Below are 16,120 nucleotides of genomic sequence, written 5' to 3' on the forward strand. Positions count from 1 at the left end.
CTCCCCCGAAGCGCCTTCAGTGCATCCCCCTCAAGGGGGCGCACCCGGTGGCCTGGCCAAGCCAGTGCCACGGGTGCTCTGGCATAAAACCCGGCAGCGACACCTGAATGGCTTTGCCCAGAAACGCCTCAAAGGCCTCCAGCATCAGGCGACACACCTGGTGGCCTGGCCGTCCAAGGGCCAGGGGTGCACTGATCTGGAATCCAGTTGCGTCGCTGCGGGCGCGCTTTGAGCGCTGGTGGCTGGCGCGTTTGCCAGCATCTGACAGCGTGACCCTGACCCAGCGCACGGTCTACATCCTGCCCACGCGCGCGGGCTGGATGCTGGGCGCCACGCTGCTGGTGTTGTTACTGGCCTCCATCAACTACCAGCTCAACCTGGGTTACCTGCTGACCTTTTTGCTGGCCGGTTGTTCACTGGTGGCCATGCATGTGAGCCATGCCAACCTGCGTGGCATCACCATGAGCTTGATAGCACCTGACCCAGTATTTGCGGGGGCCAGAGCCCTATTTGACATCCAACTGCTGAACCCCAGCCAACGCACTCGACCAGCCCTGGCGCTGGCCATCCAGGGCAGCCAGCAGTGGGTGTTGACCGATCTGGCACCGCTGTCCCAGGCACGCGTGCAACTGGCCTGTCTACCGGGTCAGCGTGGCCTGCACCCGCTGCCCACGGTGCGTGCCCAGACCCTGTTTCCGCTGGGGAGTTTTTGTGTCTGGACGCTGTGGCGGCCCGCCAGCCCCTTGCTGGTCTACCCGTCCCCCGAAACCCAGCCGCCCCCCCTGCCCGATGGCGCCTCTGAGACCGGCCACGGCCCGACCCGTACCGCCCCGCATCACCACGGCGAACCCGACAGCATCCGGCCCTACCGGCGTGGTGACCCTTTGAAAAACATCCTGTGGAAACAAGTGGCCAAAACCGGTGCACTGGTCAGCCGGGACAGTGTGGCGGCGCAGCAACATGACCTCTGGCTCAGCCGCCCGCTGACGGCCTTGTCACATCCCGAGCAGCAGCTCAGCCGCCTGTGTGCCTGGGTGCTGCGGGCTGACCAGCTGGGCCTACGTTACGGCCTGCGCTTGAGCGGCCAGGACATCGGCCCCGACCACGGCCCACAACACCTGCAACGTTGCCTGCGTGCGCTGGCGCTCGCATGAAGCTGCCCGGCACCCTGAACCAGCTCCCGCGTGACACCCGCGACACGCTATTTATGCTGCTGGTGATCGGATGGGTGGTGGCGCCCATGCTCTCCGAGTTGCCGCTGTGGTGTGGGCCATTAACTGGGGCGGTCATGCTCTGGCGCGGCACGCTGGCCTGGCGTGGTCAGGCGCTGCCCTCGCGCTGGTGGCGCCTGGGCCTGCTGCTAGTGGCGGTGGCTGCCACGCTGCTGTCCTTCAGAACCCTGCTTGGGCGTGATGCTGGTGTGACCCTGGTCGTGGTCTTGCTGGCACTCAAAACCCTGGAGTTACGTGCCCAGCACGACGCCTATGTGGTGTTTTTCCTGAGTTTTTTCCTGATGTTGACCAACTTCTTCTACTCGCAGTCACTGCTGACCGCCGCCGTCATGCTGATCGCGCTATGGGGCTTGTTGACAGCGCTGGTCAACGCCCACCTGCCGGTCGGGCGCCCGCCGCTGTGGCAGTCGGCGCGTACGGCGGGGGGCATGGCGCTGCTGGGCGCGCCGATCATGCTGGTGCTGTTTTTGCTGTTCCCGCGCATGGCACCGCTGTGGGGCCTGCCGGGCGATGCGATGGCCGGACGCAGTGGTTTGTCGAGCGACATGACGGTGGGCAACATTGCCAGCCTGGCGCTGGACGACAGCGTGGCCATGCGTATCAACTTCAGCGGCCCACCACCTGCGCAGAAAGACCTGTACTTTCGTGGCCCGGTGCTGTCCAACTTTGACGGCGTGCGCTGGCGGCCCAGCGAGGCAGCGGGTGTGTGGCGCGCTGCCGAAGCCGATCTGCAGGTGCAGGGCCCGGCGGTGGCCTACCAGGTCACGCTGGAGCCCAACCAGCGCCCCTGGCTGCTCACGCTGGATGCCACACCCAGCGCACCAGAGCTGCCGCAGGGCCGTGCGCGGATGTCGGCTGAGCTGCAATGGCAACAAGACCGCCAAGCCACCGCGCTGCTGCGTTACCAGGCTACCAGCTACCCCCAGTTCAGCTACGGCAAAAACCAGAGCCCAGCCCGGCTGGCGCCCTACCTGGCCTTGCCCAGCGGCTTCAACCCGCGCACGCTGGCACTGGCGCAAACACTCAGGCGCGAGGCACCCGCCGGTGAGGGGGCCAACAGCCACCTGGTGCAAGCCGCGCTGGAGCGCTTGCGTACCGGTGGTTTTGTCTACACGCTGGAGCCCGGTCTGTCTGGTCGCGACAGTGCCGACGAGTTCTGGTTTGACCGCAAGGCCGGGTTCTGTGAACACTTTGCGGCAGGGTTTGTGATCCTGATGCGTGGCGCCGGGGTGCCCGCGCGCGTGGTCACCGGTTACCAGGGCGGTGAGCGCAATAACGTGGATGGTTTCTGGACCGTGCGCCAAAGTGACGCGCACGCCTGGGCCGAGGTCTGGCTGCCCGGACAGGGCTGGCAGCGGGTGGACCCAACGTCCATGGTGGCGCCCATGCGCACCGGCAGTTTTGCCCGACTCGAACCACAGCGCGGTGTGCTGGCCCAAGCCATCCTGGGCAATGTCAACCCGCGTTTTGCGCTGAACCTACGTGCCAGCTGGGACGCCCTCAACAACCGCTGGAACCAGTGGGTGTTGAACTACACCCAGGCCAAGCAGCTCGACCTGCTCAAAGCCATCGGTTTTGAGGCGCCCAGCTGGGAAGACCTGATTCTCTTGCTGTGTGCCATCGTGGTGACGGTGAGCCTGCTTGGCGCGGGCTGGAGTGCCTGGGAGCGGCAGCGGCAGGACCCCTGGCTGCGTCTGCTGGCACAGGCCCGGGCACGGCTGTCACGCGCCGGGCTGCCCGCACCAGACAACAGCACAGCGCGTGAACTGGCCGAGCAGCTGCGGGCTGCTCAAGGCGGAACATCCACCGAGGTCCAGGCGCTGATGGACTGGCTGCTGCGCCTGGAAGCGCTGCGCTACGCACCACCAAATGGGCACAGCAGCCACAAGCGCCAGCTCACTACACTGCAGCACGAACTCCGGCGCCTACGCTGGGGTGTTTGAAACACCGACTGACCATGCCTTTGCCTGCCTTGAGACCTTTACTTGCACTGCTTTTGATAGCTATCACCGCTTTACCCATCGGGGCTGAGGCCAAAAAACACCCACATCATCCCCAAAAGACGGCCAAAACGGTGGCCAGCGCCCCGGTGCCCGGCCCGAGTTACGCGCAGCGCAGTGACGCCATGCAAGCGGCCGACGAGATCGCCCAGCAGCGCGACCTGGACCCGGCTTGGGTGCGCCAAGCAATAGGGCAAGCGCGCTACATCCAGGGCATCGCCCAAGCCGTCACACCACCAGCGCTTGGTGTGGCCAAAAACTGGCAGCTCTACCGCAGCCGTTTTATTGAACCCAAACGCATCCGCGCCGGGGTCGCCTTCTGGCAATTGCACCGCGACACCTTGCTGCGGGCGCAAGCCCAAACCGGTGTGCCGGTGGACATCGTGCTCGGCATCATTGGTGTGGAAACCATCTATGGCCAACAAATGGGCAACTACCGGGTGCTTGACGCGCTGGCCACGCTGGCCTTTGACTTTCCCCAAAGCCACCCACGCGCTGGCGCACGCAGTCAATATTTCAAAGGGGAACTGGCGCAGTTTCTGAGCATGATGCAACGTGGTGACATCAACCCGACGTTGTGGCGCGGCAGTTATGCCGGGGCTCTGGGTTTGCCGCAGTTCATGCCCAGCAGCTGGCACAAACATGCGGTGGACTTTGATGCAGACGGCAAGGTTGACCTCTTCAGCAGCCCCGGGGATGCGATTGGCTCGGTGGCCAACTACCTGGCCGCTTTTGGCTGGCAGCCCGGGCAGCCGACCCACTTTGCTCTGAGTTTTGACAGCACCCGACTCGACCTGCCCACGCTGCTGGTGCCAGACATCTTGCCGACTTTCAGTGTGGCAGATGTCCAGGCCAAAGGTGTGGTGCTGGAGGCTGCCGCGCAGTCCCACCCCGGCAAACTGGCGCTGATTGAGCTGCAAAACGGTGATGCGCCGCCGAGCTACCTGGCGGGCACCGAGAACTTTTACGTGATCACCCGCTACAACTGGAGCAGTTATTACGCGATGGCGGTGATTGAACTGGGTCAGGCGGTCATAAAAGCAGCAAAGCAGCTGGATGCGGCCACCACCCAGGAAGCCGTTTTGGTGCCGCTGAGGCCCTGAGTCTGCTGCACTAAAAGTAGCTACACGCCCTTATGGAATAAGGGCTAAGAGACGATTACCCCTTCAAAAACCGGGTACAGCTCGTCCACCCAGGTCTCTACCTCTTCGGCACCGATCTGCAGAAAGTCCAGACACAGTGCCCCATGTTTTTCCCACTCACGCTGCTCTTTGACGCCCTCGTGGCGGGCCACCAGGTGGTCGGCAATGGCAGCGATGGCCACCAGCTGACGCACGCCCAGTGGCACATGGCTGTCGGTCAGTGATGAGAAATCATGGTGCAGCCGCACCGCGTAGACCACCTCGGCAGGCAGACGCCAGGTTTTGGCCACAATCGCACCCACCACCGCGTGGTCGGTGCGGTGGGCGGCGTTTTCGGTCTGGACAAAGGTGCGGTCCTGGCGCGCCATGGCCTCCACCAGGGTGCCGCTGTAGCCGCGCACACCTTGCAGCATCACCGGGATGCCGACATGGAAAAACAGGCCGCAGGTTTTGCACACATCCAGGTCCAGCCCGTACATCTGCCCGGCAATGTGGGCCATGGCCAAAGAGCGGCGGGTGGACGACTCCCAGAAATGCTCGATCAGTGTCGGGTCAATGCGAATGGCGTTGCGCAGCAAAAACCCGGTCAGGATGCTGGCCGTGGGTTTGACACCCAGCATGTTGATCGCCTGCACCACCGATTGCACCGGTTCGCGGCGCGCGTACAAGGAACTGTTGGCCACCTTGATCAGCGCGGCGGCCATCGCCACGTCGGCACCCGCGATCTCGGCCACCCGTTGCGGGTTGGGGTCCGCCTGAGCCAGTTCCTCTTGCAATTGCACCAGCAACTGCGGACAGGGTGGAATGACAATATCTTTGACCGGACCCGCGTCACGCGCGGCATCCAGTTCACGGTTCAAGGCTCGGATGGACATGCAAAAACTCCTGATGCCGATTATTGCCGCGAAACCCGGACCGGACCCCCGAGTCAGGTCAAACACAAGCGTGTCTGTGCTCCAGCTTCTTTGGCTCCTGGAACACATGCTGCTCCAGTGCGCGCGCGCTCAGCGGTCGCGAGAAATAATAACCCTGCAACTCGTCACAACCCAAGGCCTTGAGCTGGATGGCCTGCTGCTGATGCTCTACGCCTTCACCCACCAGGCGCAGGCCCAGGGCATGGCCCAGCGCAATGATCGAGCGCACGATGGCCAGATCTGCCTCGTCGTCGAGCATGCTCTGCACAAAAGACTGGTCGATTTTCAACTCATCAATTGGAAAACGTTTGAGGTAGGCCAGGCTGGAGTAGCCGGTGCCAAAGTCGTCAATCGAAAGCTGCAGGCCCAGTGCCTTGATGGCCAGAAGCTTCTCGCTGGCAGCCACCGGGTCGGCCATCAGATGGGACTCGGTGATCTCCAGCACCATCCGTGTAGGGTCACAGCCGTGGCGTTCAATGCAGTGCTGCACCAGGCCCACCAGCTCGGGGTCGGCCAGCTGCGCCGCTGACAGGTTGATCGACAGGTCCAGCGCATCCAGACCCAAAGCCTCCCAGGCGGCTTTTTGGCGGAAGGCCTCGTTCATCACCCAACGACCGATCGGCTGGATCAGGCCACACTCTTCGGCCACTGGGATAAAACGGGTGGGCGAGACCTCACCCAGCTCGGCGCTGTGCCAGCGCAACAAGGCCTCCACACCCACCACCTGCTGGTTTTGTGCGTCCACCTGGGGTTGGTAGTGCAGGCAAAACTCACCGCGCTCCAGCGCCAGGCGCAGGTGCTGCTCGAGCGACTGGCGTTCACGGATGGCCAAGTCAATCGAGACATCAAACACCCGGGCCGCATCACGGCCAGAGGTTTTGGCCTCGTACATGGCGGCATCGGCGCGGCGCATCAGCTCCACCAGATCGTGGCCGTCGGTCGGGAAGATCGCAATGCCCACACTGCAGGACACCCGCAGCTCATGGCCATGCACCTGGTGCGGCTGGCGGATCAGCGGGATCAGGCGCTGCTCGGCCTGCCAGCGGGCCTGGGCACCGTCTTGCAGCTGGCGCAGGATCACCACAAACTCGTCCCCGCCCAGGCGGCTGACCAGATCACCAGAACGCACCGACTGCTGCAAGCGTTGTGCCACTGACTGCAACAGGCCGTCACCAACGTGGTGGCCCAGGGTGTCGTTGATGACTTTGAAGCGGTCCAGGTCAATGAACAGCACCGCCAGGCATTCACCACTGACACTGGCCTGCTGGAGGGCGGCCTCCAGCATCTCGACACACATCGCGCGGTTGGGCAGCTCGGTCAACACATCGTGGTGGGCCAGGAACTTGACCCGTGCCTCGGTGCGTTTGCGGTCGGTGATGTCAACCGCGATACAAATGTAGTGTGAGATGTCTTCCTGCAGCGAGGACTCACGCACTGCCGAGATCATCATCCAGGCCGGGTAGGTTTCACCGGTGCGTTTGCGCAGCAAGACCTCGCCCTGCCACTCGTTGCGCTTGTGGATGGCGCGGATCATGTCGGCCAGCACCACCGCATCGATCACATCCGGGACATCGTCGGCGGCTTTGTGCTGCTCATGCCCGAGAAGCCGCCCCAGATGTTCACCCACCACCTCATAAAAATCGTAAGAGGTGGCACGGCAATAGGCCCGGTTGACACTGAGCACCCGCTGCTGGCTGTCCAGAATGATGATGCCTTCGCTGGAGGCCTCAAACACCTTGGCCCACAACTCCATGCGCTGCTCCATGAGCTTGAGCACATTGATCGGGGTGAAGGTGGTCAGCACCGCGTCCTGGCCCTGAAAACTCAGTCGCCGCGCCGACAACACCGCCCACGCGCTTTCCACACCACCGAGCCAACGCACCTCAAACTCGTCGATCTGGTCACGGTCTGAGAGTTGCTGGAAAAAACGCGAACGCACGCCAGGCTCCAGGCCCTTGTGCCAGGGGTCGGTGGTGCAACCGGCCAGCCAGGGCTGGGCAGTTTCGTTGGCATGCAGGACCTGGTGATCGGGGATCGAGGTGACCATCATTGCCACCGGGATCGACTCCAACAGCTCGGCCTGGTCGAGCTGCGCGAGCATGCCGTTGAACGTATTCACCAGGTGGCCAATCTCGTCCTGGCTGTCCCACTGTGCGCGCAGGTTGTAGTTGCCACTCTGGCGCACATCGTTGGCCACACCCGCGAGTTGTTTCAAGGGCCGGGCAATCAGCCGCGCCACGGTGAACACCAGGCTCAGAATGGCCAGCAACAAGGCCAGCGCGGTGCCCAGATGCAGCCACATTTTGTGGAACAGCGCGTCCACCCGCGCTTGCAGCAAGCCACCTAGCGCGCGCGAGGACGCATGCCAGGCCAGGTTCAGCGTGTCCAGCGATGCACCGTAGCCGCGGGCAAAGGTCTGGCGGTCCTGTTCGGTGGTACCTTGCTCAGAAGCCTTTTGAACCTGACTGAGCAGCCCTGCCAATTGGGCATCCAGTTTTTCCCGCTGTGGCTGCAAAGCCGCCTTCAGGGCCGGGCTACCGGCTGCCAGCGCCTGAGCGTAGTCCGATGCAATGCCCTGGCGGATCGCATCCAGCCGCCCCGCCAGAATCAGCAAAGAGGTGCTGTGCAGCGAGGACGCCGCCGCCGACGTTGGCGGACGCCTGCCGACGGTCTGCGCGGTGTCCAGCAGCACATCCACCAACTCGGGAAAACGCAGCACCACCAGAGACATGTTGTAGTAGCTGTCCAAGTCGGGGTCGAGGATCAGGTTCGACTGGTTGCCCACCGTGGTGATCAGTGCGCGGGCGCTGGAGACCATGGGTTTGAGAGAAGCAGACAAAACCGTCGCTTCGGAGTTTGGCGCATCAAGGCGGGTCACAAAGGCCTGGCTATCGGCTTGTGCATTGAGCTGGACATCGAACAAAGCACGTTGAGATGCCAGGCGGTGCCGGGCGGCGGTCACATCGACCTGCGCCAGGCTGGGTGTCCCGACCTGGGGCATCAACACATCCCGCACCGCGTTGGTGTAGCTGATGCCGACCATCTCCTTGCGGGCAAAGTCGATCGCCAGGTATTTTTCGTTGATCAGGATGCCGGAGACAAAAATCACCGCCGTCAAGTCCAACAAATAAATCAGCGTCAGCTTGCGGCTGACGCTCAAGCGGCCGAGCCAAGCCGCCACCGGCCTGAACCGCCGACTGATCTGCAAACGCATTGCCTGTCGCAGCGCCCTCACACCGGGGTCGGGATCAAAAAGTCCCGACTGATGTGGGCACCCAGGTCGTTGACCCGGTCCAGAAACTGCGTCAGATAGGCGTGCAGGCCGGTTGCCAGAATTTCGTCAATGCGGCCATATTCCAGCTCGGCGCGCAACTTGCCAGCCCGGCGCTGGGTCTCGGTGGATTGGTCGTTGGCCACCATCTTGAGGTTGCCCACCACCTCGTTGAGGCTGGCGTGCAGGCTGCGCGGCATGTCGGGGCGCAAGATCAGCAACTCAGCCACACGCTCGGGTTTGATCACGTCGCGGTAGACCTTGCGGTACACCTCAAAACCACTGACGCTGCGCAAAATGGCGCTCCAGTGGTAGAAGTCGTACTCCTGGTCCTTCTTGAGGTTGGCCGTGCCATAAAAGTCGCTCTCAACCGCATGGAACTTCACATCCACCAGACGCGCGGTGTTGTCGGCACGTTCCAAAAAAGTGCCCAGGCGCATGAAATACAGCGCCTCGTCCATCAGCATGGTGCCCACGGTGACACCCCGCGACAGATGGGAGCGGAACTTGACCCAGTCAAAAAACTGCGCGGGGTCCTCCTCATATTCACCCACCTTCACCTTGCGTTTGACTTCCAGCCAGGTTTGGTTGAGGGTTTCCCAGACCTCGGTGGTGAGGGCCCCCCGCACCGCGCGGGCGTTCTCACGTGCAGCGGTCAGGCAAGACAAGATGGAGGACGGGTTGCTCTCGTCCTTGACCATGAAGTCCATCACCTTCTTGGCGTTGATCTCTCCGTGTTTTTCCTGGTAGCTGAACTTCAGCTCACTGATCGACAGCAAGCCCTGCCAGCCCGACAGTGCAACCGCCTCGGACTGTGGCAGCAGCGAGGTCTGGTAATTGACATCGAGCAGACGCGCGGTGTTTTCGGCTCGCTCGGTGTAACGGTTCATCCAGAACAGGTGGTCGGCGGTTCGTGACAACATAGGTGGCTTTCGTGGGTGATCTGGGTGCTCAGCTCGCGTCGGGCTCGGTGCTGGACTGGGTCTGCGACTGCGCCGCGTGGACGGCGGCAGAACGGTCGTCCTCCAGAACCCAGGTGTCCTTGGTGCCACCCCCTTGTGAGGAGTTGACCACTAGCGAGCCTTCTTTCAGCGCCACACGGGTCAGGCCACCCGGCACCATCTGCACGGATTTGCCGCTCAGCACATAAGGGCGCAGGTCGATGTGGCGTGGGGCAATACCACTCTCGACAAAAGTCGGGCAACTCGACAAACTCAATGTGGGTTGCGCGATGTAACCCGAGGGGTTGGCCATCACCGCCTTTTTGAAGTCTTCGACCTCGGCCTTGGTTGCCGCAGGCCCCACCAGCATGCCATAGCCGCCCGCACCATGCACCTCCTTGACCACCAGGTCTTTCATGTTGGCCAGCACATAGGCCAGGTCGTCCTTGTTGCGACACATGTAGGTCGGCACATTGTTGAGGATGGGTTTTTCACCGAGGTAAAACTCGATCATCTTGGGCACATAGGGGTAGATCGACTTGTCGTCGGCCACACCGGTGCCGACCCCGTTGCAGATGCTCACATGGCCGGCCTTGTAGACCTCAAGCAGCCCGGCGCAACCCAGCGTGGAGCTGGGGCGAAACACCGTTGGGTCAAGAAAATCGTCGTCCACACGACGGTAGATCACATCCACCCGCTGCGGACCACGGGTGGTGCGCATGTAGCAGAAGTTGTCTTTGCAGAACAAGTCCTGCCCTTCGACCAGCTCGACACCCATTTGCTGCGCCAGGAAAGCGTGTTCAAAATAAGCGCTGTTGTACATGCCGGGCGTGAGCACCACCACGGTGGGCTCGGCTGTGGTGGCCGGGCTGCTTTCACGCAGGGTCTCCAGCAACAAATCTGGGTAATGCGCAATCGGCGCCACCCGGTGTTTGTTGAACAGGTCGGGGAAGAGGCGCATCATCATCTTGCGGTCTTCGAGCATGTAGCTCACCCCACTGGGCACACGCAGGTTGTCCTCAAGCACGTAATACTCACCCTTGCCACTGGCGTCGGGTGCCCGCACCAAGTCAATGCCCGAAATCTGCGAATAGACCTGGTTGGGCACATCCACCCCGATCATCTGCGGGCGGAACTGGGCGTTTTGCTCGATCTGCTCGCGCGGGATGTGCCCGGCTTTCAGAATGTCCTGGTCGTGGTAGATGTCATGCAAAAAGCGGTTCAACGCGTTGACACGCTGGGCCAGACCGGCCTCCAGCATGCGCCATTCATTGGCCGGGACAATGCGTGGAATCAGGTCAAACGGGATCAGGCGCTCGGTGCCCGCACCATCCTCATCTTTGTCGCCATACACCGCAAAGGTGATGCCGACACGGCGGAAGATCATCTCTGCTTCTTCACGGCGTTTGGCCATCATGTCGCCCGGCTGGCGGGCTAGCCATTCGTCGTAAATCTTGTAGTGATCGCGGATTTGCGCGCCATGGGTGAAGAACTCATAGGGCAAACGCGTGTACATCTCGTCGAATTTCTGCATGAATATCTTCTCCTGAGCAAACGATAGCAAGCTTTGGGCCAATCAACGGGCTACTGCCCCAGCCGCGCATGTCTGTTTATGCACCTTTTTCCTGTCATCAGGCTTTCCCCGCTGTGCCTCCCGCAGTGCCGATGGCACAGCTTTCTCCAAAAAGCTGCCTTGTAAGTCAGCAAGGGCTTTGAAGATCGGCCCTCAAGGCACCCGGTGGTGCCAGTAACGCTGATCAACCTGGCGCTGACAGCGCACAGTCTGCGACCACCACGACTGCCAGGTCATGGCACCACAATGGGGCGTATCAAACAAGCGGGTTCCAAGGGCCTGATAACGCACCAAAACAGAGTCAGCAGGGTGAGCAAATCGGTTTCTGTAACCCGCTTGCACCAGCGCGATGCGTGGTTGCACGGCCTCCAGAAAGGCGCCACTGCTGGAGGACTTGCTGCCATGGTGCGGCACCAGCAGCACATCGGCACGCAATGTGGGCACGGCACCGGGCGGGCCACTGGCCAGGGTCTGCACCAGTTGGGCTTCCTGCGGCTGCTCGATGTCCCCCATCAGCAAGGCCGTCTGCTGGCCGTTGGTGATGCGCAGCACACAACTCAAGGCGTTGGGCTTGGTGAGCCGACCATAGTCGGCGGCCTGTGGGTGCAGCACCTCAAAATCCACCCCGTCCCAGCGCCAGCGCTGGCCTGCCACACAGCGCGTGGCCGGGTGCTGTGTGACCAGGCTGTCCTCACCGGCCATCGAGCTGATCAACTGGGCCTGCGGCTGCATGCCCAGTACCGCCTGGGCGCCACCGGTGTGGTCGCTGTCGCGGTGGCTCAGCATCACGGTATCGAGTTGCACCCCCAACGCCCGCAGCAAGGGCACCAACACACGCTGGCCGGCATCACTTTCGCTGCTGAAACGCGGGCCGGCGTCGTACAACAAAGCATGGTGTTGGGTGCGCACCAACACCGCACTGCCCTGCCCGATGTCTGCCGCCAGCAGCTCAAACTGTCCCAGTGGCGGCCTGGGTGCCTGCCACAACAACACCGGCATCACCAGCGGCAGTGCGGCCAGACGCAGGCTCCAAGGCAGACGCAAGGCCAGCAACACGCCACCCAAGACCGCTGCCGCGCCAGCCCACCACGGCGCCTTGGCCACCCAAAGCACTGCCCCCGGCCAGCTCGCCAGCCAGCGCAGCACCTCGCCCAACAGCTCAATCACCCCAGCAGCCCAGGTCCACAAGCCGGGCACCATCACGCCGACCATGGCAAGCGGTGTCACCAGCAACGTCACCACGGGAATGGCCAACACATTCGCCAGCAGCCCCACCAGCGAGACCTGGCCAAACAGCAGCAGGCTCAAGGGCGTGAGCGCCAGCGTGATCACCCATTGCTCGCGCAGCATGGCAACAAATCGGCCTCTAGCCCTTTTATCAATTGGGCTGACAGCTCCCGAATCTGAAGCAAACAATACCCCCACCGCCACAAAACTCAGCCAGAAGCCAGCCTGCAACAGGGCCCACGGGTCCAGCAGCACCACCGTCACACAGGCCAGCAGCCACACCTGTGGCCACGGCCAGCGCAGACCCAGCAAACGCAAGGCACCCACGGTGGCCAGCATCAGCACCGTGCGTTGGGCGGGCACACCCCAGCCGCTGAACAGGGCGTACAGCGTCGCCAGCACCAGGCCACCCAGCAAGGCCGCACTCGGTGCAGTCAGCCACAAGCACAGCCGCGTGGAACGTCGCCACAAGCTTCCTGCCAGTGCAGCGGCCAGCCATGCAAACATCGTGATATGGAGGCCCGAAATGCTCATCAAATGGGCCACACCGGTGGCGCGAAACACATCCCAGTCAGAGCGCTCAATCGCGCCTTGGTCACCGGTGACCAAGGCCGCCAACACACCGGCAGCGCGTGGGTCGGACACCCTGGCAAAAATGGACGCCCGCACCTGTTGTCGCAAACCGTCCACCGGGTGCTGCCCGGTTTGCCCCAGACGTTGGGGCGGCGGGTCACGGCGGCCAGCACGCACATAACCGGTGGCCTGCACACCTTGCTCCCACTGCCACAGCTCGTAGTCAAAGCCGTGCGGGTTGAGGCCACCATGGGGCGCTTTGAGCCGCACATTGAACCGCCAACGCTCACCTGCCTGCACAACAAACGGGGTGCGCTGCAACTCACCGGCCGGATCGCTGGCGCCATCGCCCTGGCCAAACACACCGCTGTACCAGGCCAGCTCCAGTCGCTGCGGCAGCGCCACCGGCTGCCCATTTAGCCAGGCAGTTTCCGGCTCAAAGCGAAAACGCAAACCCCCTTCAAAAGGCTGCGGCAAACCGGCCACCACACCGCTGAGCGCGATGTCTCGCCCCTCCAACGCTGGCGCCAAGGCCGAGTCGACAAACAGCGTGGCCCGCCAACCGGTGATGCCCACCGCCAACAGCACAAAAGCCAGACCACTGGCCAGCGCCGCCGCGCGCCCACGTGCTTTTAAATAGATAGCTATCAGCCCAATCAATATCAGGGCCAGAAGCACAAAAAGTACATATATGCGAGAGGACCACAGTGCCGCCTGCTGCAGCTGCAAGGCGCTGCCCGCCAGGATCCCCAGCAGCGCAGGCGTCAAGCCCGGCAGACGCTGCGCTGTCGTGTGGGGAGAAGGGCCATGAAACTCGGGCATGCCAACATGCTAACGCCCGGCCTGGGCTAAAACAGCTTGAGGCCTTTGAGCATCACGATCAGGATCAAGGCTGGCGACACATAACGCAGCAAGAAAAACACCGCCCGGATCAGCTGTTGGTTGTGCAACTGGCCTTGGTTGCTCATGGCTTGGCTGAACTTATCCAGCCCCCAGGCCCAGCCGACAAACAAGGCAATGAAAATGCCCCCGATCGGCAAAATGATGTTGGACGACACAAAGTCAGCCACATCAAACGGTGTCAGACCAAACAGCTTGAACTCAGCCAGCGTGCTGTTGCTCAGGGCACTGGCCGAGCCCAGAACCACCAGCAAAGCAATGGTCAGCAACGTGGCTTTCGGGCGCGACAGTCCCACACGCTCATGCAGGATCACCACCGGCACCTCCATCAGCGACAGCATGGCCCCAGTGGCAGCAATCGATGCCAACACAAAGAAAACCACCATCAAGCCCTGCCCCATCGGGATCTGGGAAAACACCGCCGGGATCGTGATGAACACCAGGGCGGGCCCGGCCGTGGGTTCAAAACCAAAGGTGAACACCGCCGGAAAAATGGCGATACCGGCCAGCATCGAGATACACAAATCCGCCGCCATAACACGCACCGTGGTGAGCGGGATGTTCTGATCGTCACGGAAATAACTGCCATAGGTCATCATGGTGCCCATGCCAATCGACAGCTTGAAAAAGGCCAGCCCCATGGCGGTCAACACCACCGATGCGGTGATTTTGCTGAAATCCGGCTGAAACAAAAAGACCAGACCGTCCAGCGCCTTGTCCAGGCTCAGACTGACGGCACACAACAGCACCAGCAGCAACAACAGAATCGGCATCAGCCTCTTGGTGATGGCCTCAATGCCCTTGGTGACCCCCATCAGCAAGATGCCACCAATAAACACCAGCACCCCCCACTGCCACAGCAGTGACTGCATCGGGTCGCTGATCAAGGCACCAAACGCAGCCTCGGTCACCTTCGGATCACTGCTGAGGATCGAGCCACGCATGGCTTTGACCACATAGGCAAACACCCAGGCGACCACTTCGGAGTAAAACGACAGGATCAGAAAAGCCCCCAACATGCCCGCCGCACCAATCAGCCACCAGGGCTGCCCTTTGGGTGCCAAAGCCTGCAAGGTGGAAATCGGGTTGGCCTTGCCCACACGCCCGAGCGAAATCTCGGCCATCATCACCGGCAAGCCAACCAGCAGCGTGGCCAGCACATACACCAGCAGGAAACCGGCACCGCCATTGGCCCCGGTCAGGTACGGAAATTTCCAGATGTTGCCCAGGCCAACAGCAGAGCCCAGTGTGGCTGCAAGTACCCCAAAACCGGTGCTGAAGCCAACGCGCGCCAAGCCCGACTTAGAAGGTTTGCCACAACCGGGAACGGCAGATTCATGCGAGGTGGAGGTCATGATGTTGCTTTTTTATAAGGTGATATGGAGGTGCACCGAAACGGTGCTGCAAATAGGAAGTGCTGCTCTGAGCTACATCAGATGGGAGAACACCATTCCGTAGTGAAGAACCACTTAGGTATATGACTCAGAAGGCCGTGTAACGGACCCCAACGAGCTCAAGCCCCAGACCTGCATGACAGCGCAAGACCTGACGGCATATGCCGACAGGAAGAATAATGGCCGCAGCGAATCTCATGTGTCAGCCAGTTTGTTCAGCACATAACCGGCCGCACATTGTCCAAAAGTGGCTGTGACTGTGACCAATGAGCCGAAACCGTGGCAGTTGAGTGAACCATCACCAACGATGCCACACGATGCGTCAGGGGGAGCTACTGGTTCACGACTGAACACACAGGCCAAGCCAATTTTTTTAGCATCACGCGCTGCGCCATGGTTTTTGCGAAGCTGATAACGCACCTTCGACAACAAAGGATCGTGCGTCACTTGGGACAAATCATCCATGCTTGTCAGATGCGCGTGTCTTTTGCCACCTGCAGCGCCCGAGGCAACAAAAATCGCCCGCTGCTTTATGGCCCAGTTCGCCATGACGGTTTTGACATGCCACTGATCGCATGCATCAATGACTGCGTCAACGCCTGCAGGCAAGAGCTGGGGCCAATTGGCCGGTGTTGCAAACTCGTCGATGCAATTCACCTGGCAATCTGGGAAAAAAGTATGGATCCTGTCGCGCATCGCCATCACTTTGGCTTGCCCTAAACTGGCTTCTGTCGCGTGAATCTGCCGGTTGATGTTGGACTCCGCCACATGGTCCAAATCGATCAGCGTCAATCTGCCAACGCCACTTCGAGCCAATGACTCTGCCGCCCAGGAGCCCACGCCCCCTACCCCGACAACCGCAACATGTGACTGCCTCACCTTCTGAGCGCCAGACACTCCAAAAAGCCGATCCAAGCCGGCAAATCGACGATCTTCCACAATGCGACGCGGGG

Annotated in this window: 11 protein-coding genes; 3 read left to right on the forward strand and 8 right to left on the reverse strand. The window is 61.7% G+C overall.

Annotation, left to right across the window (positions count from 1 at the left end; all coding sequences use genetic code 11):
- Positions 1-16 precede the first annotated feature (16 nt).
- Positions 17-289 carry a hypothetical protein gene (locus tag RF819_RS21785; RefSeq protein ID WP_200224522.1) on the reverse strand — a complete coding sequence of 91 codons (273 nt, stop codon included), beginning with the start codon at positions 287-289 and terminating at the stop codon, positions 17-19.
- Here RF819_RS21785 and RF819_RS15540 point away from each other — a divergent pair.
- The 3 genes from RF819_RS15540 to mltB are packed head-to-tail and all read left to right on the forward strand — an operon-like array spanning position 270 to position 4,335.
- Positions 270-1,154, forward strand: coding sequence for a DUF58 domain-containing protein (locus tag RF819_RS15540; RefSeq protein WP_244899916.1), 885 nt, complete (start codon positions 270-272; stop codon positions 1,152-1,154). The genes RF819_RS21785 and RF819_RS15540 overlap by 20 nt on opposite strands.
- Positions 1,151-3,175: a transglutaminase TgpA family protein gene (locus RF819_RS15545; RefSeq protein ID WP_078365820.1), complete on the forward strand. Its 2,025-nt coding sequence runs from the start codon at positions 1,151-1,153 to the stop codon at positions 3,173-3,175. Before RF819_RS15540 ends, RF819_RS15545 begins: the two co-directional genes overlap by 4 nt.
- 14 nt (positions 3,176-3,189) lie before the next feature.
- The gene (mltB, locus tag RF819_RS15550) at positions 3,190-4,335 is read left to right on the forward strand and encodes a lytic murein transglycosylase B (RefSeq protein WP_078365821.1); all 1,146 of its coding nucleotides are present in this window, start codon (positions 3,190-3,192) and stop codon (positions 4,333-4,335) included.
- 44 nt (positions 4,336-4,379) lie between these two features.
- On the opposite strand, the gene RF819_RS15555 is transcribed toward mltB, so the two are convergent.
- The 7 genes from RF819_RS15555 to RF819_RS15585 all read right to left on the reverse strand — a co-directional run bounded on the left by RF819_RS15555 (position 4,380) and on the right by RF819_RS15585 (position 16,109).
- Entirely contained in the window at positions 4,380-5,249 is an 870-nt protein-coding gene (locus RF819_RS15555; RefSeq protein ID WP_078365822.1) for an HDOD domain-containing protein, read from the reverse strand.
- A gap of 58 nt (positions 5,250-5,307) precedes the next feature.
- A complete protein-coding gene (locus RF819_RS15560) occupies positions 5,308-8,502 on the reverse strand; it encodes a bifunctional diguanylate cyclase/phosphodiesterase (RefSeq protein ID WP_078366983.1) in 3,195 nt (1,064 codons plus the stop codon).
- Between the two features lie 17 nt (positions 8,503-8,519).
- Positions 8,520-9,482: an alpha-E domain-containing protein gene (locus RF819_RS15565; RefSeq protein WP_078365823.1), complete on the reverse strand. Its 963-nt coding sequence runs from the start codon at positions 9,480-9,482 to the stop codon at positions 8,520-8,522.
- Between the two features lie 28 nt (positions 9,483-9,510).
- Positions 9,511-11,034, reverse strand: coding sequence for a circularly permuted type 2 ATP-grasp protein (locus RF819_RS15570; protein ID WP_078365824.1), 1,524 nt, complete (start codon positions 11,032-11,034; stop codon positions 9,511-9,513).
- Positions 11,035-11,226: 192 nt separating this feature from the next.
- On the reverse strand, positions 11,227-13,695 hold the full coding sequence (locus tag RF819_RS15575) for a DNA internalization-related competence protein ComEC/Rec2 (RefSeq protein ID WP_078365825.1): 2,469 nt from the start codon (positions 13,693-13,695) through the stop codon (positions 11,227-11,229).
- A gap of 26 nt (positions 13,696-13,721) precedes the next feature.
- On the reverse strand, positions 13,722-15,128 hold the full coding sequence (locus RF819_RS15580; protein ID WP_078365826.1) for a sodium-dependent transporter: 1,407 nt from the start codon (positions 15,126-15,128) through the stop codon (positions 13,722-13,724).
- Positions 15,129-15,362: 234 nt separating this feature from the next.
- Complete coding sequence (locus RF819_RS15585; RefSeq protein ID WP_078365827.1) at positions 15,363-16,109, reverse strand: tRNA threonylcarbamoyladenosine dehydratase; 747 nt, start codon at positions 16,107-16,109, stop codon at positions 15,363-15,365.
- Positions 16,110-16,120: the final 11 nt, after the last annotated feature.

It is taken from the genome of Rhodoferax fermentans (assembly GCF_002017865.1).
GTDB classification, from domain to species: domain Bacteria; phylum Pseudomonadota; class Gammaproteobacteria; order Burkholderiales; family Burkholderiaceae_C; genus Rhodoferax; species Rhodoferax fermentans.

Coding starts and splice junctions, on each gene's coding strand:
- RF819_RS15545 (WP_078365820.1), top strand. CDS start 1,151: ATGAAGCTGCCCGGCACCCTGAACCAGCTCCCGCGTGACACCCGCGAC.
- mltB (WP_078365821.1), top strand. CDS start 3,190: ATGCCTTTGCCTGCCTTGAGACCTTTACTTGCACTGCTTTTGATAGCT.
- RF819_RS15555 (WP_078365822.1), bottom strand. CDS start 5,249: ATGTCCATCCGAGCCTTGAACCGTGAACTGGATGCCGCGCGTGACGCG.
- RF819_RS15560 (WP_078366983.1), bottom strand. CDS start 8,502: ATGCGTTTGCAGATCAGTCGGCGGTTCAGGCCGGTGGCGGCTTGGCTC.
- RF819_RS15565 (WP_078365823.1), bottom strand. CDS start 9,482: ATGTTGTCACGAACCGCCGACCACCTGTTCTGGATGAACCGTTACACC.
- RF819_RS15570 (WP_078365824.1), bottom strand. CDS start 11,034: ATGCAGAAATTCGACGAGATGTACACGCGTTTGCCCTATGAGTTCTTC.
- RF819_RS15575 (WP_078365825.1), bottom strand. CDS start 13,695: ATGCCCGAGTTTCATGGCCCTTCTCCCCACACGACAGCGCAGCGTCTG.
- RF819_RS15580 (WP_078365826.1), bottom strand. CDS start 15,128: ATGACCTCCACCTCGCATGAATCTGCCGTTCCCGGTTGTGGCAAACCT.